This is a genomic window from Mesorhizobium sp. ESP-6-4 (genome assembly GCF_020164735.1).
Classification (GTDB): domain Bacteria; phylum Pseudomonadota; class Alphaproteobacteria; order Rhizobiales; family Rhizobiaceae; genus Mesorhizobium.
Genome location: NZ_JAIUGS010000001.1, coordinates 135,143 through 156,875 on the forward strand (window position 1 = coordinate 135,143; position 21,733 = coordinate 156,875).

Here is a 21,733-nt window from a genome sequence, read left to right on the forward strand (position 1 = left end):
TAGTGTCCTAAGCTTCCGGATTGGCGGAGATCTCCTCGCGGCGGCGCGCGACATAGGCGTCGAGCTCCTCGCGGATTGCAGGATCCATGACCGGCTCCTCATAGTCGTGCAGCGCCTGCTGCCAGAGCTCTGTCGCCCGCTCCAGCGCATCCTTGCCGCCGGCTTCCTGCCAGGCGCCGTAGTTCTGCCAGTTGGAGAGCATCGGCTGGTAGAAGGCGGTGGTGTAGCGCGACATGGTGTGCTCGGCGCCGAAGAAATGGCCGCCGGCCGGCACCGATTTGATGGCTTCGAAGCCTAGGTCTTCCTCCTGGAAGGGCAAGGGCCGCAGGAACTCCATCATGTTCTGCAGGATCTCGACGTCGAGCACGAGCTTTTCGTAGGACGCCGTCAGCCCGCCCTCCAGCCAGCCGGCGGCGTGATAGATCAAATTGGCGCCGCCGAGCACCGCGCCCCATGTCGCCATTTCGGTCTCGTAGGCGGCCTGCAAGTCGACCACGTTGGAGGCATTCGCATTTGAGGTGCGGTAGGGCAGGTTGTAGCGCCGCGCCAATTGGCCGGCGATGATGTTGGCCTTGGCGTTTTCCGGCGTGCCGAAGGCCGGCGCGCCCGACTTCATGTCGACATTGGAGGTGAAGGCGCCGTACATCACCGGCGTGCCGGGGTTGACCAGCTGGGTCAGCGTCACGCCGAACAGCGCCTCGGCGTTCTGCTGGCAGAGCGCGGCGGCCAGCGTCACCGGCGTCATCGCGCCCATCAGCGTGAAGGGCGTCACCGTCACCGGCTGGCCGTGCTCGGCCATGGCGATCAGGCCTTCCGCCATCGCGTCATCGAACAGGCGCGGCGAGTTGATCGAGATGATCGTGGTGACGCCCGGCGAGGCGCGCATCTCCTCGACCGAGATGCCGCGCGCGACCGCCATCATGTTGATGCCGTCCATCGCCCTGGCGCGGCCGATCGCCGTGCAATGGAAGGAGAGATCGCTCAGTGTCAGATTGGCATGGTAGGTGTCGAGATGGCGGGAATTCGCCGGCAGCTCGATCGGCGCCACCACCTGGTTGCCGATGATGTGGATGGCGTTGAAGTGGTGCGCCAGCCGGATGAAGTTCTGGTAATCGGGGAGGTTGCCCGGACGGCGGCCGTTGATGCGGTCATGCACATTGGGCGGACCGGCGACCAGGCCGAAAACCAGTGAATTGCCGCCGAAATGGATCTGCTTGTCCGGATTGCGGCTGGTCAGCGTGAAGGAGGAGGGCACGTTGCTCAGAGCTTCCGTCACGATGCTCTCGTCGATGCGGATGGTCCGCTCCTCGCGATCGACGATGGCGCCAGCCTTGGCGAACAGGTCCATAACCTTTTCGCTCATGACGCGGATCCCGAGCTCCGACAGGATGCGCATCGAGGTCTTGTGCAACTGCTCCATGCGCTCCTCGTCAAGGAGCTGCATGGGCGGGTAGGGGTTCTTGACGCTCTGCCACGGCAGCTGCGCGATGCCGCCGCCACCGCGCCCGAGCTTCGATCTGCGGCCACCGCCGCGCCTGTCCTGTGACATAGCATTCCCCTTCGATTCTTGTTCTCGCACGGAAAACCGCTGCACTTTTCCTGGAATTGCTTTCAGTAGCCGCGTTCCGGATTGACCACATTCTCCAGCGGCTCGCCGCGGCGGTAGCGCGCCAGATTGTCGGCGAACATGCGCACCGACTTGACGTCCCAGCCGTCATAAACCGCAGCGCAATGCGGCGTGACAGCAACGTTGTCGTAGCTCCAGAGCGGATGCTCCGCCGGGAGCGGTTCGGTCGCGAAGACATCGAGCGCCGCGCCCTTGATCCGCCCCGCATCAAGCGCGGCGAGAAGGGCCTTTTCCTCGATGACGCCGCCGCGCGAAATGTCGATGAGAACGACGGACGGCTTCATCGCGGCGAAAGCGGCCTCGCCCAGCAGGCCGCGCGTGGTGGACAGCAGAGGCACGCAGCAGACGATGAAATCGGCGCGGCCAATCAGTGCCAACAGCGCGTCGGGGCCGCGCACTTCGTCGAGCGACGGCATCGGTTTCGGTCGCGACCGGATGCCGAGGGTGTGCATGCCCATCGCCTGCGCGCGGCGCGCGACGGCTTCGCCGGTCTTGCCGAGGCCGACAATGAGGACGGTCTTGCCCTCGATCGGCTCGACGCGGCCGCCGCCCCATTGGCGGGCCTGCTGCCGGCGCTCGAAGCCACGCAGGTCGAGCGAGAAAGAGAGCATGGCGCCAAGCGCATATTCGGCCAGCATGCCGGCCGCGACGCCTGCTGAATTCGTTACCGTCACATGCGCGGGATCCCAACGTCCGAGATGGTCGGTGCCCGAGCCGCCGATCGATATCCATTTCACCGTCGGGCTCTCGACGAGAGCCTGACGCGGATAGCGCGGCGTGCCGTCGAAGCGGATCGAATAGACCACTTCCGCGGCGGTCCGCTCGATCAAAGCGGGGAGGCCGGCATAGGTGTCGCAGGCATGAACATCCAGATCCGGATGTGTCTCGGCAAGCACCGCGAGCGCGCCGGCAGGCTTGTTGGTGTGCAGGATGATTGTTGGGCGCGCCGACATTGCGAACTCAATCGCGGCCGATATGATCGGCGGCGCTGCCGAGGACGGCAAGCAGCGCCCGGCCGTTCTCGAGCGTCGCATTCTCATGCGGCGCGCGCAGGTTCAGCCAGCGCCGGTCGCCGGACTTGACCGCAAGCACCGCCTTCATCGCAGGGATCAACCCGGCATCCTGAACGACCTTCCGGAACGTCTTGATAGCGCCATCGGCTTCGGCGACGTCCTCGCCCTGCCGGGCCGCGTCATAGAGGCGGCGAATGGCGGCGGCGTTCAAATTGACGGTGGCCGAAATGCAGCCGGCCGCGCCGCTCGCCAGACCCTTGGTGAGCTGCGCCTCGGAGCTCGGAAAGACCGAGATATCGGGCGCGGCGGAGATGACGGCGGCGGTGTTGTTCCAGTCGCCGGCGCTGTCCTTGTAGGCGACAACGGTGTTTGGGAACGCCTTGCTCAGCCTGGCCGCCAGGGCAGGGCTGACCGGCACGCCGGAGTTCTGCGGGATGTGGTAGAGGATCACGCGCATCGAAGGTTTTGCCACCTTCTCGATCAGCTCGCTGTAGTAGCGCGCCTGGCCGTTGTCGCCGGCGCCGGTGTAGAAGAAGGAGGGCAGCACCATGACGGCGGCGCAGCCGAGGCCGACGGCGTGGGCCGACAATTCGACCGTTTCGGGAAGCGCGGTGACGCCGGTGCCGGGCATAAGCCGGTCCGGCGCAATGCCGGCCTCGACCAGCCATTCCAGCGCCTGCATGCGCTCGCGCAAGGACACCGACAGCGCTTCGCCCGTCGTGCCGAAGGGCGAGAGGAAATGCGCGCCTTGGCCGAGCACCCATTTGGCGTGAGAGATCCACAGATCGTGCGCGATGCGGCCGTCATCTTCGAATGGCGTCAGGATCGGGGCGATGGTTCCTTGCGGGCGGGTCATGACTATCCTCTATGCTTGCCTGTGTGGCCGACCACCGCCGCGACGGCGCGGGCGAAGTAGGCCGAAGCGGTGATGTCGAAGAGTATGTCGAAACCCGCCGGCGAACGGAACGTCACGGCCTCGATATGGCCGACGCGTGTCTGCGCGATATCGTCGGCGCCGAATTTTTGCGGTCTCAGGTCCAGCGCGCAAAGCGCGCTCATCGCTTCGGCAAGGCGGGGACCGGAAAGGCGCATCCATGCCCAGCCTTCCTCGCGCCATGAGGAGTAGCCTTTTGGCGCCGTCGCGGCCTGCCAGGCCGCTTTGACTTCGGCGAGAGTCTCGCCGGCGTCCTCCGCGAGAAGCAGGATGTCCTCGTTGCCGAGGCGCAGAACCCGCATGCCGCGGTGGTCGCCGATGCGGTTGACGGCCGGCAGCGTAACGCCCTGCGCGGCAAGCCAGGCGGCACTGCCGCCGCCTTTCAGGCCAAAGCGCGGGCGGTCCGTGAGGTCGCTCAGCACGACCGCGCCGGAAATCAGCTCCGGGCCGTCGGCTGCGCCGCCAGGCATGAAGGGGTAGATGCGCGTCGCGGTGCTGGCGGCCATCTAGATCTCCTGCCGCGCGTTGGTCGGGTCGAAGAAGGCGTGGGCGACGACCGGCACTTCGACCAGTTCACCATTGCGGCACTTCACCGTCACGCGGCTGCCTTCCGCCTGGTCGTCGACATGGACATAGGCGAGCGCGATGTGATGCCCAAGTGACGGCGAATATCCGACCGAGGTGATCTGACCGACAGGCGCGCCGCCGCGCAGCACCAGACAGCTTTCGCCGGGGATGTTGCGGGCGCCGGCAGGGAATTGCAGCCCGACCAGCTTGCGGGTCAGACCGAGCCTCGCGCGCATCTCGATGGAGCGCTTGCCGATGAAGAACGGCTTCTTCTTCGAGACCGCCCAGCCGAAGCCCAGTTCGTCCGGGGTGGTGATCGCATCCGTGTCCTGGCCGATCAGGATATGGCCTTTCTCCAGGCGCAAGATACGCGACGCTTCCAGTCCGTAGGGAAGCAGGCCATGCGGCCGGCCCGCCGCCATCACCGCATCCCAGAGGCTCGGCGCCAGGCTCGAAGGGCAGTGCAATTCATAGCTGAGCTCGCCTGTGAAGCCGATGCGCATCACCCGCACCGGGACGCCTGCGACCATGCCTTCGCGGCCGCTGAGATAAGGGAAAGCGTCGCGGCTGAAGTCGATGTCGCTCTCCAGCGCCTCCAGCACCAAACGCGCCTTGGGTCCGGTGACGTTGAGGCCCGAGAACGCGCCGGTAAGGTTGAGCACATCGACCTTCAGACGCCACTCGGCATTCCAGAACAGCATGTCGGCATAGACGCGCGCGACGGCGCCGGTGGTTGCCGTCACATAGAACTGATCCTCGGCCATCCGGTAGGCGACGCCGTCGTCGACCACCGAGCCCATCTCGTTCAGCATCAGGCAATAGCGGACACGACCCACCGGCTGATTGGCATGCGCCATTGTGTAGAGGCGGTCGAGAAATTCGCCGGCATCCGGCCCGCGGATCTCCAGCTTGCCGAGCGTCGAGACATCGAGCAGGCCGACGCCTTCGCGCACGGCCAGGATTTCCTGGCGGACAGACTCGTCAGCGCTGCTTGCGTCACCATAGTAATAAGGCCGCCACCATGCGCCGACCGGCTTCATCGCGGCGTTCAGCGCGATGTGCCGCGCATGCAGCGCCGTGCGGCGCTCCAGCGCCTCGTGGTGACCGGCAAGCAGGCCGAGCGTTTCCGGCCCGACAGGAGGCCGCGCCGTGGTGATGCCGATCTCGCCGACCGTGCGACCGGTCGCCTCGGCGACGATGCGGGCGGTCGCCAAGGCCGAATGGCGACCCTGACTCGGGCCCATGCCGACCGTGGTGAAGCGCTTTACCAGCTCGATCTCGCGATAGCCGTCCTTGGTCGCGTTCTGCAGATCCTTGACTTGCAGATCCTCGTCGAAGTCGACGAAGTCACGTCCCTTGGGGTCGGCCACGATGGGCTGCACATAGCGTGGTCGGGCGGTCTTTGGACTGACCGGAGGTTCTTCCGCGACCGCATGGCCGACCCGGGAAAGCGCGGCTGCCGCCGCGCAACGGCCGCTGGCGATCGCGTCCTCAAGATCGTCCGATCCGGCAACGGCGCCGGCGAGATGGACGGGACCTTGCGGAAGCGTAATCGTCATGGCTCCCATCGCGGCATCATAGCCGACCTTGCCGCCGGCCTGGCACGGCAGTTGCCATGCCGGCGCCTGGCCGATCGAAACCGTCAGCAAGTCGCAGGCGATCCAGTTTCCGCCGATACGGACGCGGGCAAGGTGACGATTTGCGGCCGTGCCTTCCGCCGCCTCGACGGTTGCGCCTTTGCGGATGGCGGCGCCTCTGCCGCGGAGTTCGGCTTCCAGCGGACCTGCCTCGCCGGCCGGTCTCGGATCGATGAGCTCGACGACCGATACGCCAGCGTCCACCAGATCGAGCGCCGTCCTGTAGCCGTCGTCATTGGCGGCCAGCACCACGGCGCTCTGACCTGGCCGCACGCCGTAGTGGCGGATCAAGCGCTGGGCAGCACCGCCGAGCATGATCCCCGGCAGGTCGTTGTTGCGGAAGACGGCGGGCTGCTCGATGGCGCCGGTCGCCAGGATCACTTCGCGAGCGCGCGTGCGATAGAGGCGATCGCCCTCGATCAGCGGCAGCCAGTTGTCTTCGTACCAGCCATTGCAGACGGTGCCGGTCAGCACCTTAAGATTGGGCAGCGACTCGAGCCTTGCCAACAGACCGGAGAGGATGGCCGGATCGTAGCGGCCATAGCTCAGCGCGCCGCCGATCTCCGGATTCTCGTCGCATAGCACCACATCGACGCTGGCCTCAGCGGCGGCGATCGCGGCGCTTAATCCCGCCGGGCCGGCGCCGACCACCAGCACGTCGCAATGGAGATGCGTCTTGTCGAAATGCCGGTGCGGCGCCTTGGTGTCGACCACGCCAAGGCCCGCCTTGCGGCGGATCATCGGCTCCCAGAATTTCAGCCAGCTGTCGCGGCGCGGACCCATGAACGTGCGGTAGTAGAACCCGACCGGCAGGAAGCGGCCGAACCTGTCCATGATGGCGTCGCGGTCGCGCTCAAGCGAGCCGTTGACGTTCTGTGCGCTGACCCGCAGCCCTTCTCTGATCGGCGTGCGCTCGGCTGCAGCGTTCGGTTCGAATGGCAATTGCACCAGCGCGTTGGCGTCGGTCCCGGTCATCGACAGGATGCCACGCGGTCGATGATATTTGAACGAGCGCGACAACACCCATTGGCCGGAAGCGGCGAGGGCGCTGGCGATGCTGTCGCCTTCATAGCCCTGGACGGGCTTGCCCTCGAAGCTGAACCGGACAGGGCGGCTCCGATCGATGCGGCTTCCGAAAGGGGCGGGCAGCCGGTTCATGCGCGGTCCCGCAGCTCGGACGCGTCGAAGGTGCGGATGATCTCGTTGCTGACGAGATCGCGCTCGGCCAGGAAGAAATAGTTGCTCGGCACGTGCCGCCACCATTCGGTCACGATACCTTTGCGGTTTTCTGCGCGGAACAGATGTCGCGACCATTCGGTATCGGCGGTTGCGTCCGGATCGGGCCGCGCACGCACCGGGCCGAAGGACTGGAACTCGTCGATGTTGCGCAGGCCGTTCATGGGGCAGGTAAGCAGTTTCATGGATCAGTGGCTCGCCGCCGTTGCGCCCATTTCGTTGAGCAGCCGGAAGGTCTCGAAGCGCTCCAACGCAAAGGGTTTGAGGATATCGGGCACGCGGCCCTCGGCGATGGTCTGCGCCATGCGCTTGCCCGCGACGGGCGTCGCCTTGAAGCCCCAGGTGCCCCAGCCGCAATCGAGCCAGAGATTGGCGAGGGGGCTGGCACCCATGATCGGGCTGTAGTCCGGCGTCATGTCGGTGATGCCGGCCCATTGCCGGAGTAGGCGCACGCCCTGCAGGAAGGGGAAGAGGTGGATGGCGCCCTCGGCGAGGTGCTCCTTCATGTCGAGCGTCGAGCGCGTCGAATAGAGCTGGTAGGGATCGGAGCCGCCGCCGATGACGATTTCGCCGCGCGAGGATTGCACGAGATAGGTGTGCAGCGAAACGGACGAGACCAGCGTGTGCAGCCAGGGTTTCAAGGGCTGGGTCACCATTGCCTGCAGCGGATAGCAGCGGATGGGAAGCTCGACGCCGGCCTTCAGCGCGACGTCATAGTTCATGCCGCCGGTGGCGATCAGCACCTGGCCGCAAGCGACGCGGCCCCTGTTCGTCCTGACGGCCTGGACCCGGTCGCCGACGACCTCGAAGTCTTGCACCTCGGTGCGCTGGTGGATCTCGACGCCACGTCGCGACGCCTGGGCGGCGTAGCCCCAGGCGACGGCGTCATGGCGCGCCGTTCCGCCGTCGGCATGCCAGAGCCCGCCGAGGATTTCGAGCGGGCCGCCATAGTCCATATTCAAAAGCGGACAGAGCTCCTCGACGCCCTTCTGGTCGACGACCTCGGTGCGCGTGCCCATATGCTTGCCCATTTCGGCGCGCATGTGGAAGCTGCGCATCGTCGCCTCGCTATGCGCCAGCGTAAGTTGGCCGCGCTGCGAGAACATGACGTTGAAATCGAGCTCGTGCGAGAGCCGCTCGAACAGCTCGACGCCTTCCTTGTAGAAAGCGATGCCTTCCGGCGTGATGTAGTTGGAGCGGATGGTGGTGGTGTTGCGCGCCGTGTTGCCGCCGGCGAGATAGGCTTTCTCCAGTACCGCCACGCTGCTTATATCGTGATATTTGGCAAGGTGATGCGCGCAGGACAGTCCATGCCCGCCGCCGCCGATGATGACGACATCATAGGCCGGCTTCAGCTCGGGCGTGGCGGGGATGTCGCCGCTCACCGGATAGTCCCTGCTGAGACCGTATTTCAGGAGCCTGAGGGGCATTGCGCGCTCAGCTCGAAATCTTGGGAGGATCGTAGAGCAGCGCCGACAGATCGGAGAAGCGGCTGTTGCGGTCGTCGAGCGAAAGCACCGCGTCGCGGATCGCAGCGGCGCGGCTAGATCCGAGCACGGGCGCGGCGAACTCCATGTATTTGGCCTCGACGTCCTGCCTGGTCATCGGCGCTTCCGGGCCGCCGCGCGCATGCACGTCGCCGGACGCCAGCACACGTCCGTCCGTCGTCGTGATGACGACGTCGGCCCAGCGGCCGGCCGGGAAGCGGGCGCTGTGGCGCTCGGTTTCGGTCACCGTGATGCGCGTCAGCATGTCCGCGACCGCGGCGTCCACGAGCCCGGAGCCGGAAATATGCTCGAGCCCGATCCGCCCATGGAGGATGAAGGTCGCCACGGCGAAGCGCAGGCTGTATTGCGCCTTCGAGGTCGTGTCCGGCATGCCGTCGAAGAGCGTTGCGGCATAGTGGAAGCTGTTGACCTGGACATGGCCGATGTCGGACGGGGCAAGGTTGTGCGCCAGGCAAAGTCCACGCACGGCATCAATGGCCGCATGTGCCCAACGGCAGATCGGGTAGGGTTTAAGGTATTGATGGAGCGACTGCCAGAAGACGCCGAGATCCTGCCAATGGATCGCGACCTCCGGCGCCTCTACCGTGATCGCCGGCGCGCCGGTGAAGCCGCGCTCGGCCAGCACTGCCGCGGAGAGGCCGACGAGAGCGCCGAGGCCGGAGCCGTCATGCAGCATGGTTGGCGTGGCGATCTCGCGCATCATCTGGCTGCGCGGGCCATGATACTCGGCAATGCCCAGCGCCTCGCGCAGTTGCGTTTCGTCGAGCCGCCGCTGCCGTGCCGCGATCGCCGCAACGCCCAGGGCGTTCCAGGCGCCGGAGGTATGATAGTCGCTCACCGTCGCATGCAAGGCGATGCCGGCCCGGCCGGCGATTTCGTAGCCGACGACCAGGGACGCCAGCGCCTCCGGCCCGGTGAGGTCGGGCCTCGCCTCCGCGAGTGCTGCAAGCGCCGGCACGACCGCCACGCCGATATGGCCTTTGGTGGGGCTGTAGCCGTCGTGGGCGTCGAGATTGTCGATCTGCGTGGCGACGGCATAGGCCGCGCCGGCAATGCTGGCGCGCCGTCCGTCGAACAGCATGCGGGCGGAATATTGCGGGTCGCCCGAGCCATAGAGCAGGACGGCGGCGTCGCGGGCGATGCGGCCGGCCTCCATCGGTCCTGCCGCAACGGCGATGCCCAGCGTGTCGAGCAGGAGGTAACGGGCCTGTTCGAGCACCGGCTGAGGGAAGACGGAAGCTGGACGCCGCAGCACGAAATCGGCCAGGCGTGTGAACGTATCGGAACTGACGACAGGCCCCTCACGCCGGTATGACGGCACAGCCACGCGCTTATCTCCCCTGTCTTCTCACAACATCATTAAATTGGGTTCATCGCCCAGGCACGCGATTAGTTTGGCGGCTTTGGCCAAAAATATTGATGCCATGTCGCTTGTCTGCGATTGAACGCCCGGTTGCCCATGCGATAGCTAGGCAACTGTGGAACAGGAGACCGGGATGAAGCCGCCACCCCCCTTGAACTATATCCGCTCGTTCGAGAGCTCGGCCAGGCATCTGAGCTTTACCACCGCTGCCAAGGAACTGGGCTACACGCAAGCCGCGGTCAGCACGCATGTGCGCGCGCTCGAACATTATATCGGCCGGCAGCTGTTCATCCGCTATCCGCGCAGCCTGAAGTTGACCGAGATGGGGGAGGCGTTCCTGCCGACCTTGCGCCAGGCGCTCGATCAGATCGACCAGGCGACTGAGGCGATCGTCGCGTCCTCTCGCAACCGGACAGTCGTGGTTTCGTGCCCGATGAGCCTTGCGGAAAACTGGCTGGCGGGCTGCATGGCCGCCTTCCGCAAGAGGCATCCTGAGATCGAGATCGTCCTGCACGGCACGATCTGGGAGGATCTGAACGAGCAGATCGCCGACATCACAATCTCCACGCGGCGTTTCGATGACAGGCCGCCGGCGGCGATCCCGCTCTGGAACGACGAACTGGTGCTGCTCTGCGCCCCTGCCTTGCTCGAGGGCGAGCATGCGCTGAAGACGCCGCAGGACATGCTAAAGGTGGACTGGATCTTCGTGCATGGCCGCCAGGAATACTGGCAGGCGGTGACCGAGGCGCTCGGCGTTGACATGGAGGACCATGACAAGGGCCTGTCGACCAACGCCTCCAACATCGCGCTCGAGCTCGCCGCGATGGGGGCGGGGCTCGTTGCCACGCAGCGCTCGCTGGCGCATGCCTATATGCGCCGCGGGCTTCTCGTCGAGCCGTTTCCGGTGCGGCCGCCAAGTCCCTGGAATTACTATCTCACCGAGAGCCAGCTTTCGAAGGGAAATATCGCCCGAACAGTGAGGGAATGGATCTTGTCCAGGGCCAAGGAAGACGCCGCCCGACCATAGGGCTATCCGCTCCTTCAAAAATTTAGCTAGCCAATGCCCTTGTTTTTTTAGGCCTCAAGGGCCGGTTTTCTGCGGTTTGTGAAGGGTCGAGCCCTTCCGCGATTTTTGCATCACCCCTAACATGCTGAGCCGCAAGGGGAATGCAACGGGCGGAAAGCCCTGAACCGGAGAACAACGATGACAATGTTCAAGAGCAACGGTGACCGCGTGCCGGCGGTCATCGAAAGCTACGCAGCTGAAGTCAAAGGCGGGCGGATGGACCGCCGCGAATTCCTAGCCATGGCAAGCGTGATGGGTGCTTCAACGGCGCTTGCCTATGCGATGGCAGGGATGGAGCCGGCCAAGGCCTCGGCAGCCGTGCCCGGCAAGAAGGGCGGCATCCTGAAGATGCAGATGATCATCAAGGACATGAAGGATCCGCGCGCCTGGGACTGGTCGGAAATCGCCAATGTCATGCGCCAGTGCAACGATTACATGATCCGCTACACCACCGACTTCACCTTCGAGGGCCATTTGGTCGAGAGCTGGGAGGTGAGCGACGACGCCACCGAATACACGCTGCATCTGCGCAAGGGCGTGAAATGGTCGAATGGCGACGACTTCAACGCCGACGACATCGTCTACAACATCGAGCGCTGGTGCGATAAGGCGGCCGAGGGCAACTCGATGGCCGGGCGCATGGGCTCGCTGATCGACGCCGCTACGAAAAAAGCTACCAAAGGCGCCATCACCAAGGTCGACGACCATACGGTGAAGCTGAAATGCAATCAGTCCGATGTCACCATCATCCCGGGCTTCTCCGACTATCCGGCGGTTATCGTCCATCGCGACTTCGACAAGAACGGCGCCAATATGCTGAAGACGCCTGGCACCGGCCCGTATGAGCTGATCTCCTACAAGGTCGGCGAGTCCGCCTCGGTGCGGCGGCGCAAGGATTTCACCTGGTTCGGCGGCGAGCCCTATCTCGACGGCGTCGACTGGATCGACTACGGATCCGACGCATCCAACCCCGCCATCGGCAGCGCCTTCGAGGCCGGCGAGATCGACTGCAACTACCAAACGGTCGGCGGCACGGTCGATCTCTATGACAGCATGGGCCTGGTCAAGGAGCAGGTTGTCACCGCCGGCACGATCGTGCTGCGCACCAACGTGACCAACAAGCCCTATGACGACAAGCGCGTGCGCAATGCCATCCAGCTTGCAGTCGATAACGAGACGGTGCTGAAACTCGGCTATAGCGGCTTGGGGCAAGTCGCCGAAAACCACCATGTCTGCCCCATCCATCCGGAATATTACGAACTGCCCAAAGTCCCGCGCGACCTGGCCAAGGCAAAGGCGCTGATGGCCGAGGCCGGCCTGACGGATCACGAGTTCGAGCTGATCTCCTACGACGCCGACTATGTGAAGGATCCGGCCGATGTCGTCGCTGCGCAGATGCGCGACGCCGGATTCAAGGTCAAGCGCACCATCATCCCGGGCTCCTCGTTCTGGAACGACTGGACGAAATATCCGTGGTCGACCACCGACTGGGGCATGCGGCCGCTCGGCGTCCAAGTGCTGGCGATCGCCTATCGCAGCGGTGAGGCGTGGAACGAGTCCGGCTATGCCAATCCGGAGTTCGACAAGAAGCTCAACGAAGCGATGGCCATCGCCGACCCGGCCAAGCGCAAGGAACTGATGAAGGACGTGGAGTTCATCCTGCAGGACTCCGGCATCCTGGTCCAAGCGTTCTGGCGCTCGCTCTACCGCCACCACGCCACCTATGTGAAGAACCTCGGCATGCACCAGACGTTCGAACTGCAGCTCGACAAGGTCTGGTTGGATAGGGCTTAGACCGGCAGCTCAAACACCATTCAGGGGCGCGGTTTGCGCCCCTGAATTCGCTGGCGACTGCGACCGATCAGTCAGCTAATTGAAATGCCATAGCGCTGCCAAAGAGCGCGAAGCAAAGTCGCCGAACAAAGGGAAGAAATCTCGATATGCGTACTCATGCACAAGCCGTTGTCATTGGCGGTGGTCTGATCGGCTGCTCGATCCTCTATCATCTCGCCAAGTTCGGCTGGACGGATGTCGTGCTTCTGGAACGCAGCGAGCTGACCTCCGGTTCGACCTGGCACGCGGCCGCCAACATCCACGGCCTGCATGATTCCACCAATATCAGCCGGCTGCAGCACTACACGATGGCGCTCTACAAGGAGCTGGAAGCGGAGACCGGCCAGGGCTGCGGTATCTTCCAGCCGGGTTCGCTCTATCTGGCCCAGACCGAGGCCCGCGAGCATCAGCTGCGGCTGCAGGAAGCCAAGGCGCGGCGCTACAAGATGAACTTCTACGAGGTCGGTCGCGACGAAGCGGAGCGACTGCATCCGCTGGTCGATTTCGACGGCATTCGCTGCGTCATGTATGAGCCGGAGGGCGGCAATGTCGATCCGTCGGGCGTGACTGCGGCTTACGCCGCGGGGGCGCGGCAGCGCGGCGCGGAAATCCATCGCTTCACCCCGGTCACGGCGACCGAGGCGCAAGCGGACGGCAGCTGGATCGTGCGCACGCCAAAGGGCGATATCCGCACGCAATGGGTAGTCAACGCCGCCGGCCTGTGGGGCAGGGAGGTCGCCGCCATGGCCGGGCTGCAACTGCCGTTGATCCCGACCGAGCACCAGTATTTCGTCACCGAAACCATTCCGGAAATCGCATCGATGGGACGGCGGCTGCCATCGGTCGCCGATCGCGACGGCGAATATTATCTGCGCCAGGAAGGTTTGGGGCTGCTGATCGGCGCCTACGAACGCAACATGAAATTCTGGGCCGAGGACGGCACGCCGATGGATTTCGGCCACGAGCTGTTTCCCGACGATCTCGACCGCATCGAGGAAAACATGATGCGCGCCATCCAGCGCGTGCCGGCGGTCGCGGCCGCCGGCGTCAAGAAGGTGATCAACGGTCCGATGATCTGGTCTCCCGACAGCGCGGTGCTGTTCGGACCGGCGCCGGAGCTCAGCAATTATTTCTGCTGCAACGGCATTATCCCCGGCTTCTCGCAATCAGGCGGCATGGGCAAGCTCGCCGCCGAGTGGATGATCGAGGGAGAGCCTTCGCTCGACATGTTCGGCTGGGACATGGCGCGCTTCGGCCATTGGGCCGGAAAGGCCTTCACCAAGGCGCGCGTGCAGGACCAGTACAGCCACCGTTTCAAGATCCATTTCCCGAACGAGGAGCGCGCCGCCGGCCGTCCGGTGCGGACACGGCCGGTTTACGAGATGCAGAAGGAGATGGGCGCGGTGTTCGGCCTCAATTTCGGCTGGGAGCATCCGCTGTGGTTCGCGGCCGAAGGCGAGCCGCGCGAGGAAACGATCGGCTTCACTCGGCAGAACTGGTGGGGGCCGGTCGGCCGCGAGGCGCGTATGCTGCGCGAGCATGCCGGCATCATCGACATCTCCAATTTTGCCAAATACGAGATAAAGGGGCCGGACGCGGAAGCCTGGCTGAACGCGCTCTTCGCCAATCGCATGCCGGCCAAGGTCGGCAACTCCTGCCTGACGCCGCTGATCGGCAAGCGCGGCGGCATTGCCGGCGACTTCACCGTGACCAGACTGGCGGAGGACGAGTTCATGGTGATCGGCTCGGGCATGGCCGAGCGTTTTCATCAGCGCTTCTTCAAATCGGTGCCGCTGCCGGAAGGCACGACCTTCCGCTCGCGTACCGAGGATCTCGGCGGCTTCAACGTCGCCGGCCCGAAATCGCGCGAGCTCCTGCAGCGGCTCACCAATGATGATCTGTCGAACGAGGCCTTCCCGTTCATGCGCTCGCGGCAGATCACCGTCGCCGGCGTCGACGTCGTGGCGTTGAGGGTTTCCTTCACCGGCGATCTTGGCTGGGAGCTGCACTGCAAGTCGGCCGACCAGGTCGAGCTCTACCGCGCGTTGCTCAAGGCGGGCGCGGAAGTCGGCGCCGGGCCGGTCGGCTCACGGGCGCTGATGTCGCTGCGCGTCGAAAAGGGCTATGGCAGCTGGAGCCGCGAATACTCGCCGGAATACTGGCCGCAGGAGGTCAAGCTCGATCGCCTGATCAAGACGGACAAGCAATTCCTCAACCGCGACGCCTATCTCGCCGTCGCCGACAAGCCGGCGCGGGATGAACTCATCATGCTTTCCGTGTCGGCCAAGGATGCCGACGCGACCGGCGGCGAGCCGATCTTCCTGCCGGACGGCACGCCGATCGGCCAGGTGTCATCGGGCGCCTATGGTTATTTCGTCACTCAGTCGCTGGCGATGGGCTACGTCAAGGCCGGAACCGCCAAGGCCGGCGACAAGGTGACTGTCGCCATCCTCGGGCGGCCGCATGATGCGGTGCTGCTCGCGCATCCGCCCTTCGACCCGGAGGGCAAGCGGCTGCGGTCGTAAGTCGCCAAGCCGCTGGAAGCGCACGAAATTCGAAGAGGGCCTCAACTACGAAAACAAAAGGGGAATCGCATGATCAAACGGCATTTGCTGGGCACGATGCTTGCCCTGGTTCTGACGTCCGCCGCGCAGGCGGCCGACGTCAAGGTGGTCAATGACGACGCGTGGTTTGCCGAAGGTCCGATCTGGTATCAGGACAAGCTGTTTTACGTCGAATATGGCCGCGGCACGGTCACTGTCTGGGACGGCAAGAAGAACGACATTTTCTGGAAGATGGATGGCTGCGGCCCCTCGGCCGTGCTGCCGACCACCACCGGCGAGTTCCTCGTCACCTGCTACGACAACAACACGATCGGCCGCATCTCGGCCGACGGCAAGACGCTGCCTGCCTATGACAAGGACACGGACGGCAAGCCGTTCAGCGGACCGAACGATTTCGCACCGGACAAGGATGGTGGCGTCTATTTCACGGGCTCCGGCAAGGGCGGTCCGCTGATCGACGCTTCGGCCTATTACATCGGCAAGGACGGCAGCGTGAAGAAGGCCGCCGGCGACCTGCACAATGCCAACGGCCTTGTCATGTCGAATGACGGCAAGATCCTCTATCTGGTCGAGACCGAGGACAACCGGATCATCGAGTTCGACGTTTCGTCCGACCACACCTTGAGCAACCGCCGCGTGTTCCTGCGGCTCGACGATCTGTTCCCGAACCAGCCGCATATCTGGCCCGACGGCATCAAGATGGACAAAGAAGGCGAGATGTATATCGGCCAGAGCCCGCGCTCGCTCGACTCGCCAGGCAAGATCATCGTCGTGGACAAAGACGCCAAGCTCTTGCGCACGCTTTCGGTGCCGTCGCCGTCGATGCCGAACTTCGCCTTCGGACCGGACGAGAAGGTGCTTTATGTGATGGCGCTCGACCAGATCGATGCAGCACCCTGGCACGGCAAGGTCTATGAGGTGCCGAATAAATAGAGACTTCGCTGGTAACGGCTCGGTGGCTTAGCCGCCGAACCGGTCCAGCCAGTGGCGGGCGAGGTCGGAGCGGCGGCAGACCCAGATGTCGGGATTGGCGGTGATCTTGTCGAGGAAGCGATCCAGCCCGACCATTCGCCCCGGCCGCGCCGCCAGCCGGCAATGCAGCGACACCGTCATCATGCGCGGGGTCTTCTGGCCTTCCTTCAGCAGCCAGTCGACGCCGTCGCTGACATAGTCGAAGAACTGGCTGCCGGTCTCCAAGCCTGAACCGCGCGAAAAGCGGCTGTCGTTGTTGTCGAAGCTGTGCGGCACGACGAGGTGCCGCTTGGCGCCGACATCGACGAAATAGGGCAGGTCGTCATTGTAGTCGTCGCAGTCGAACAGGAAGCCGCCATGCTCGACCACCAGCCTTCTCGTGTTGAGGCTTGGCCGGCCGGTGTACCACCCGAGGGGATCGATGCCGGTGATGTTTCGCACCGTGTCCACCGTCATGGCGATGTGCTGGCGCTCTTCCTCCTCGCTGAGCGGGGCGTAGTCGATCCAGCGCCAGCCGTGGCAGACGATGTCGCTGCCAAGTGCTGCGATCGCCTTGCCAGCCGCCGGGTTGATCTCAAGCGCGCGCCCGACAATGTAGAAGGTCGGGATGACGCCCTTGTCCCGGAACAGCGAGATGAGCCGCCAGACGCCGACACGCGAACCGTATTCATAAAGCGATTCCATGTTGCGGTTGCGCAGGCCCGGCACGGCGGGCGCGACGGCAAGGTCGGACAGGATCGTTTCGGAAACGCCGTCGCCTTCGCCGATCGAGTATTCGGCACCTTCCTCGTAATTGACGACGATGTTGAGCGCCAATTTCACGCCGCCCGGCCACTCGGCCGGCGGAGGCCGCTCGCCATAGCCGATGAAATCGCGAGCGGGCAGGTACGGTGCGTCTGACGTCATGAAATCCCCTCGGATGAAGCCCTTACCAGCATTGCCGGCCGCGCAGGGCGGTCAGGATACGCAGCGCGCGGTCCATGACTTCCTGCGGCCCGATGGTGATGCGCAGGCAGTCCGTCAGGCCGTAACCGGAGAGGCCGCGCACGATAATGTCGACGCCGCGCAGGGCACTGTCGGCGGCGGCCGCTGCCGCCGCGTCGGCAAAACGCGCCAGAACGAAATTGGTCCGGCTTTCGGGGACTTCGTATCCGGCCGCTCGCAAGCCTTGCGCGAAGCGGTCGCGAATGTCGGCGGTGCGGGTTACGATTGCGCGCGTATAGGCTTGGTCCTCTAGCGCCGCGACGGCCATGGCGAGGCTCACCGTCGAGACCTGGTTGGAGTTCTGCATCTTGCGCACCTCGGCGGCGATCCGCGGCGCGAACAAGCCCCAGCCGATGCGCGCGCCGGCCAGCCCATATGCCTTGGACAGACTACGCAGGATGACGGTGTCGCCGCGCCCGGCCAGCGCGAAGACGGCTTGCGGATCCTGATCGTCGAATTCGCCATAGGCTTGGTCGACCATCAGGAGAACGTCGCCGGGAAGGGCCGCGCGCAGGCGCAGCAGCTCCGCGTTCTTGATGCGCGTGCCGGTCGGGTTGCCCGGATTGCAGACGAACACGATACGCGTCGCCGACGTCACCGCCGCCAGGACGGCGTCGATCGAGACCTCAAAGCCGCGCTCCTGCGCTTTGGCATAGGTCGCCCCGACGCGCGCGGCCGCCGAGGCGGCGAAATTATAGGCATAGTCCGTACCCAGCACGTCAGCGCCCGGTCCGGCGAAGGCCGCGATGGTACAGGCAATCAGCTCCATCGAACCCGCGCCGCACAGGATGAGATCACGCTCGATCCCATAGGATCTTGCGATCGCGTCGCGCAGCAAGGTCCAGTCCGGGTCCGGGTAGAGATGGCTGCGTGCCACAGCGACCCGGCCGGCTTCGATTGCCTTCGGGTTAGGCGGGAAGGCGCTCTCGTTCTGGGCTAGCGTGGGCCGGTCGAAGCCACCGAAATTCGCCAAGGCAAAAGCGGACATGGCCTGGACATGGGTAGTTGCTTTCACAGGCACGGTATATCCATGCAGGTCTGGCGACCAAATTTGTCGGCAAGGTCTTCCGGAACGGAAGCTATGGCACCGCGACCAAGCCGCAAAGCAAAATTAGCCGGTGCAATGACTGCGGGAATCTGGCCCATGGGAGGGTGTCCAGGCTCTTTTCTTGGATCAGCTAGGCCGACCTGAAGTCTCTGCTATCAGCGCCTCCGGACTAATCATGTTATTTTTCAAGAACTTAGCGGTTTCGCGGCCTTGTGGGCGTCAGATTCAGCTGACTTCGTCGGCCCTGCCGCTGACGCCCGCCTGGATCAGCCGGTCGGCGAGGATCGCCAGGAAGGCGATCGACAGGCCGGCGATCAGGCCCATGCCGGCATCGGCCTTGCCGAGCGCGACATAGACTGCCTGGCCAAGATCGCGCGTGCCGACGAGCGCGGCGATTGCCAGCATCGACAGCGCCGCCATGATGGTCTGGTTGAGGCCAAGCATGACGATCGGCAAAGCCAGCGGCAGCTTGGCCTGCAGCAAGGTCTGCATCGGCGTCGCGCCCATCTGCTCGACCGCCTCGACGACATCGGGACGGACATGCCGCAGCCCGTGCTCGATATAGCGGATCGGCGGCACGATGGCGTAGAGCATGATGGCGATCAGCGCCGTGAACTCGCCCACCTTGAAGAACATCAGCGCCGGGATGAGGAAGACGAATTGCGGCATCGTCTGCAGCGCGTCGCAGATCGGCTTCAGGATATGCGAGACGCGATCGTTATGCGCCGCCCATGTGCCGAGCGCGCCGCCGATCAGAAGGCAGAGCAGGACCGCCAGCGTGCAGAGATAGAGCGACTGCACAAGTTGCGGCCACAGCCCGTTGACCAGGATCAGCCCGAAGCCGACAAGCGCGAAAAAACCGAGCCGCGGCCCGGCCACCTGGCCGGCGAGCAACGCGACGGCAAGGATGAAGGCAGGCCAGGGGAGATCGAGAAAGCCGGTATAGAGAACAAGGCCGGCGGCCAGCACGGCCAGCGCCCCGCGCCAACCGAAGCCGCGCAGCGCCAACACGGCCAAGGCCAGCACCAGGACGAGATAGGCGGCGAGCACCGAAGATGGCAATGTGAAGCCCCACATTGCCGGCGTCGCCGAGCCGGCAATGCCGACGCGCATCGGCAGAAGCAGGCAGTAGAGCACCGCATTGCGCACGCCGTTGAAGAACCAGGCGTAGTCGCGCACGAGCGCCAGCAGCCATTGGTTGACGGCGCCCATCTGCATGCGCAGACCGGTTTCCGGCAGAAGCGCCGCATCTGGCGCGGCCAATCGGATGACCACGGCGAGAGCCAGCGCACCCGCCAGTGACAAGGCCAACCGGCGCGGCGTCATCCAGCGCATGGCGGGCGTCGGCCCGGTCTCCGGCGCCTTCGCGAAGCCGATGGTGAGGCGGTCGATGAGGATGGCGAGCAGCGCGATGACGAGGCCGGAGAGGATGCTCTGGCCGAACTCGGCCTTGCGCATCGAGGAGAGCACCTCCCAGCCAATATCCTCGAAGCCACCGATAATGGCGGCGACGATGACCATCGACAGCGCCGCCATGGTCGTCTGGTTGAAGCCGACGAGAAGCTGCGGCAGCGCAGTCGGCACCTCGACCTGCCAGAATTGCTGACGGCGTGTGCAGCCGCTCATCAAGCCGGCCTCGCTGATGGCCGCCGGCACACGGTCCAATCCGAGCATGGTGTTGCGGACCATCGGCGGCGTCGCATAGATCGCCGAGGCGATCAGCCCAACCACCGGACCGAAGCCGAACAGGAGCAGGAGCGGAATGAGATAGGCGAAGGCCGGCACCGTCTGCATCAGGTCGAGCGCGCCGAGCAGGACCGGACGCCAGCGCGGGCGGGCGTAACCCAGAAAGCCAAGCAGGAAGCCGAGCACGGTGGAGATCGGCACCGCCAGCAGCACCAGCGCCAGCGTGTTCATGCTCTGCGGCCAGTAGCCGGCGAGCAGGATATAGGCGAGCGTGGCGAGCGCGAAGATCGCCAACCGCTCACCGCCCGACTTCAGCGCAAGGGCGGCGATCGCCAGCATCACCGCCGGCCAGGGCAGCCAGGCGAGCGCCAGCCGCGCGCCGCGCATCGGCGCATCGAGCAAAGCGGACAGCGCCCGGAAGGCTGGTTGGATGACGGCGACGACAATGTCGGTCACGGCATTGATGTAGGTAGCCAGCGGCAGCGTCCATTGCTTGGGGAAATTGACCAGCCAGGGAAGCTCGGTTTTGAGAAGCAGGCAAAGCGCCGTCAGCACGGCCAGGCCGCACCAAGGCAGAAGCGCCGGTTCCACCACGAACCGCGATGAGGGTCGAAATGCCGCGGCCGGCGCCGTCATGAGTTCTTGCGCCTTGCCTGCTCGCGTTCGAGCACCGCGAGCACGGCGCCGGCGTCGAGCACCGCCGGCGGGCTGTCACCCACCCCGGGAACGGTGAAGGCCGTGGCGCCCGCGGCGAGTTGCGGGATGAGCGCCTCGAGGCTGGTGTCGGCGACGACGCTTCGTTCCGGCAACGGCGCGCCATTGGCGGGCGTGGCGATGTCGCCGGCCGTGATGACGCGCAACAGCGGCATGTCCTCGGTGAACTGCGCGACATAGTCGTCGGCCGGGTTGAGCACGATGTCGGCGGGACGGCCGATTTGCACGATCTTGCCGGCCCGCATGATCGCCAGCCTGTCGGCAAGCCGGAAGGCCTCGGCGATATCGTGGGTGATGAAGATGATCGTCTTCTTCAGCATGCGCTGCAGGCGCAGGAACTCATCCTGCATCTGCTTGCGGATCAGCGGATCGAGCGCCGAGAACGGCTCGTCGAGAAACCAGAGCTCCGGCCCCACCGCAAGCGAACGGGCGATGCCGACGCGCTGCTGCTGGCCGCCGGAGAGCTGGTGCGGGAAGGATGCCTCGCGGCCTTCGAGTCCGACCAGCGCGATCATCTCGCGGGCGCGGGCCTCGCGTTCCTTCGCCGGCTTGCCCTGAATTTTCAGCGGGAAGGCGACATTGCCCAACACGTTCAGATGCGGCAGCAGGCCGAAATTCTGGAACACCATGCCCATGGCGTGGCGGCGCAGCTCGATCAGCTCCTTGCCGCTGGCGGCAAGCAGGTTCCTGCCATCGAGCAGTATCTCCCCGGCGCTCGGCTCGACCAGGCGCGACAGGCAGCGCACCAGGGTCGACTTACCGGAGCCGGACAGACCCATGATGACGAATATCTCGCCGGTCGCCACCTCGAAGCTGGCATCGACCACGGCCGGCAGATGCGCCTCGGCGCGCAGGCGCTCGGCCAGCGCATCGGGATCGATGATATAGCCGCGCGAGTCGAAGTAATAGGCCGGGCGCCGGCCATAGACCTTCCAGACATTTCGGCAGGCAAGCTTTATCGGACGCGCGGCCGTGTTCATC

Annotated in this window: 16 protein-coding genes; 4 read left to right on the top strand and 12 right to left on the bottom strand. The window is 64.9% G+C overall.

Translation table 11 applies throughout. The annotated features are described in order from the left end of the window. Positions 1-7: 7 nt before the first annotated feature. From LB523_RS00695 to LB523_RS00730, 8 genes are all read right to left on the bottom strand, one after another. Positions 8-1,549 carry a trimethylamine methyltransferase family protein gene (locus tag LB523_RS00695; protein ID WP_224600551.1) on the bottom strand — a complete coding sequence of 514 codons (1,542 nt, stop codon included), beginning with the start codon at positions 1,547-1,549 and terminating at the stop codon, positions 8-10. A gap of 62 nt (positions 1,550-1,611) precedes the next feature. After that, complete coding sequence (locus tag LB523_RS00700) at positions 1,612-2,580, bottom strand: D-2-hydroxyacid dehydrogenase (RefSeq protein ID WP_224600552.1); 969 nt, start codon at positions 2,578-2,580, stop codon at positions 1,612-1,614. Between the two features lie 7 nt (positions 2,581-2,587). After that, on the bottom strand, positions 2,588-3,496 hold the full coding sequence (locus LB523_RS00705; RefSeq protein WP_224600553.1) for a dihydrodipicolinate synthase family protein: 909 nt from the start codon (positions 3,494-3,496) through the stop codon (positions 2,588-2,590). A gap of 2 nt (positions 3,497-3,498) precedes the next feature. Beyond that, a complete protein-coding gene (locus LB523_RS00710) occupies positions 3,499-4,080 on the bottom strand; it encodes a hypothetical protein (RefSeq protein WP_224600554.1) in 582 nt (193 codons plus the stop codon). Further along, on the bottom strand, positions 4,081-6,936 hold the full coding sequence (locus tag LB523_RS00715) for a 2Fe-2S iron-sulfur cluster-binding protein (RefSeq protein ID WP_224600555.1): 2,856 nt from the start codon (positions 6,934-6,936) through the stop codon (positions 4,081-4,083). It lies immediately after the preceding gene. Next, the gene (locus LB523_RS00720) at positions 6,933-7,199 is read right to left on the bottom strand and encodes a sarcosine oxidase subunit delta (protein ID WP_224523179.1); all 267 of its coding nucleotides are present in this window, start codon (positions 7,197-7,199) and stop codon (positions 6,933-6,935) included. The genes LB523_RS00715 and LB523_RS00720 overlap by 4 nt, the downstream gene beginning before the upstream one ends. A 3-nt stretch (positions 7,200-7,202) precedes the next feature. Next, entirely contained in the window at positions 7,203-8,444 is a 1,242-nt protein-coding gene (locus tag LB523_RS00725; protein ID WP_224600556.1) for an FAD-dependent oxidoreductase, read from the bottom strand. 7 nt (positions 8,445-8,451) lie between these two features. Beyond that, complete coding sequence (locus LB523_RS00730) at positions 8,452-9,849, bottom strand: MmgE/PrpD family protein (RefSeq protein ID WP_224600557.1); 1,398 nt, start codon at positions 9,847-9,849, stop codon at positions 8,452-8,454. A gap of 169 nt (positions 9,850-10,018) precedes the next feature. On the opposite strand from LB523_RS00730, the gene LB523_RS00735 reads away from it, so the two are divergent. From LB523_RS00735 to LB523_RS00750, 4 genes are all read left to right on the top strand, one after another. Next, on the top strand, positions 10,019-10,912 hold the full coding sequence (locus LB523_RS00735; RefSeq protein WP_095768685.1) for a LysR substrate-binding domain-containing protein: 894 nt from the start codon (positions 10,019-10,021) through the stop codon (positions 10,910-10,912). A gap of 177 nt (positions 10,913-11,089) precedes the next feature. Further along, positions 11,090-12,745, top strand: a complete 1,656-nt coding sequence (locus tag LB523_RS00740) for an ABC transporter substrate-binding protein (RefSeq protein ID WP_224600558.1) — start codon at positions 11,090-11,092, stop codon at positions 12,743-12,745. A gap of 146 nt (positions 12,746-12,891) precedes the next feature. Beyond that, positions 12,892-15,309: an FAD-dependent oxidoreductase gene (locus tag LB523_RS00745; protein WP_224600559.1), complete on the top strand. Its 2,418-nt coding sequence runs from the start codon at positions 12,892-12,894 to the stop codon at positions 15,307-15,309. 69 nt (positions 15,310-15,378) lie between these two features. Next, positions 15,379-16,281, top strand: coding sequence for an SMP-30/gluconolactonase/LRE family protein (locus LB523_RS00750; protein WP_224600560.1), 903 nt, complete (start codon positions 15,379-15,381; stop codon positions 16,279-16,281). A 27-nt stretch (positions 16,282-16,308) separates the two neighbouring features. Here LB523_RS00750 and LB523_RS00755 read toward each other — a convergent pair whose 3' ends face one another. From LB523_RS00755 to LB523_RS00770, 4 genes are all read right to left on the bottom strand, one after another. Continuing rightward, positions 16,309-17,226 carry an allantoinase PuuE gene (locus LB523_RS00755; protein ID WP_095768571.1) on the bottom strand — a complete coding sequence of 306 codons (918 nt, stop codon included), beginning with the start codon at positions 17,224-17,226 and terminating at the stop codon, positions 16,309-16,311. Positions 17,227-17,248: 22 nt separating this feature from the next. Further along, a complete protein-coding gene (locus tag LB523_RS00760; protein WP_224600561.1) occupies positions 17,249-18,325 on the bottom strand; it encodes a pyridoxal phosphate-dependent aminotransferase in 1,077 nt (358 codons plus the stop codon). Positions 18,326-18,577: 252 nt separating this feature from the next. After that, entirely contained in the window at positions 18,578-20,629 is a 2,052-nt protein-coding gene (locus tag LB523_RS00765; RefSeq protein WP_224600562.1) for an ABC transporter permease, read from the bottom strand. A gap of 41 nt (positions 20,630-20,670) precedes the next feature. After that, positions 20,671-21,732 (bottom strand): glycine betaine/L-proline ABC transporter ATP-binding protein, encoded by a 1,062-nt coding sequence (locus LB523_RS00770; RefSeq protein WP_224600563.1) that lies wholly within the window; start codon positions 21,730-21,732, stop codon positions 20,671-20,673. Between the last annotated feature and the right edge of the window lies 1 nt (position 21,733).

Coding starts and splice junctions, on each gene's coding strand:
- LB523_RS00695 (WP_224600551.1), bottom strand. CDS start 1,549: ATGTCACAGGACAGGCGCGGCGGTGGCCGCAGATCGAAGCTCGGGCGC.
- LB523_RS00700 (WP_224600552.1), bottom strand. CDS start 2,580: ATGTCGGCGCGCCCAACAATCATCCTGCACACCAACAAGCCTGCCGGC.
- LB523_RS00705 (WP_224600553.1), bottom strand. CDS start 3,496: ATGACCCGCCCGCAAGGAACCATCGCCCCGATCCTGACGCCATTCGAA.
- LB523_RS00710 (WP_224600554.1), bottom strand. CDS start 4,080: ATGGCCGCCAGCACCGCGACGCGCATCTACCCCTTCATGCCTGGCGGC.
- LB523_RS00715 (WP_224600555.1), bottom strand. CDS start 6,936: ATGAACCGGCTGCCCGCCCCTTTCGGAAGCCGCATCGATCGGAGCCGC.
- LB523_RS00720 (WP_224523179.1), bottom strand. CDS start 7,199: ATGAAACTGCTTACCTGCCCCATGAACGGCCTGCGCAACATCGACGAG.
- LB523_RS00725 (WP_224600556.1), bottom strand. CDS start 8,444: ATGCCCCTCAGGCTCCTGAAATACGGTCTCAGCAGGGACTATCCGGTG.
- LB523_RS00735 (WP_095768685.1), top strand. CDS start 10,019: ATGAAGCCGCCACCCCCCTTGAACTATATCCGCTCGTTCGAGAGCTCG.
- LB523_RS00740 (WP_224600558.1), top strand. CDS start 11,090: ATGACAATGTTCAAGAGCAACGGTGACCGCGTGCCGGCGGTCATCGAA.
- LB523_RS00745 (WP_224600559.1), top strand. CDS start 12,892: ATGCGTACTCATGCACAAGCCGTTGTCATTGGCGGTGGTCTGATCGGC.
- LB523_RS00750 (WP_224600560.1), top strand. CDS start 15,379: ATGATCAAACGGCATTTGCTGGGCACGATGCTTGCCCTGGTTCTGACG.
- LB523_RS00755 (WP_095768571.1), bottom strand. CDS start 17,226: ATGACGTCAGACGCACCGTACCTGCCCGCTCGCGATTTCATCGGCTAT.
- LB523_RS00770 (WP_224600563.1), bottom strand. CDS start 21,732: ATGAACACGGCCGCGCGTCCGATAAAGCTTGCCTGCCGAAATGTCTGG.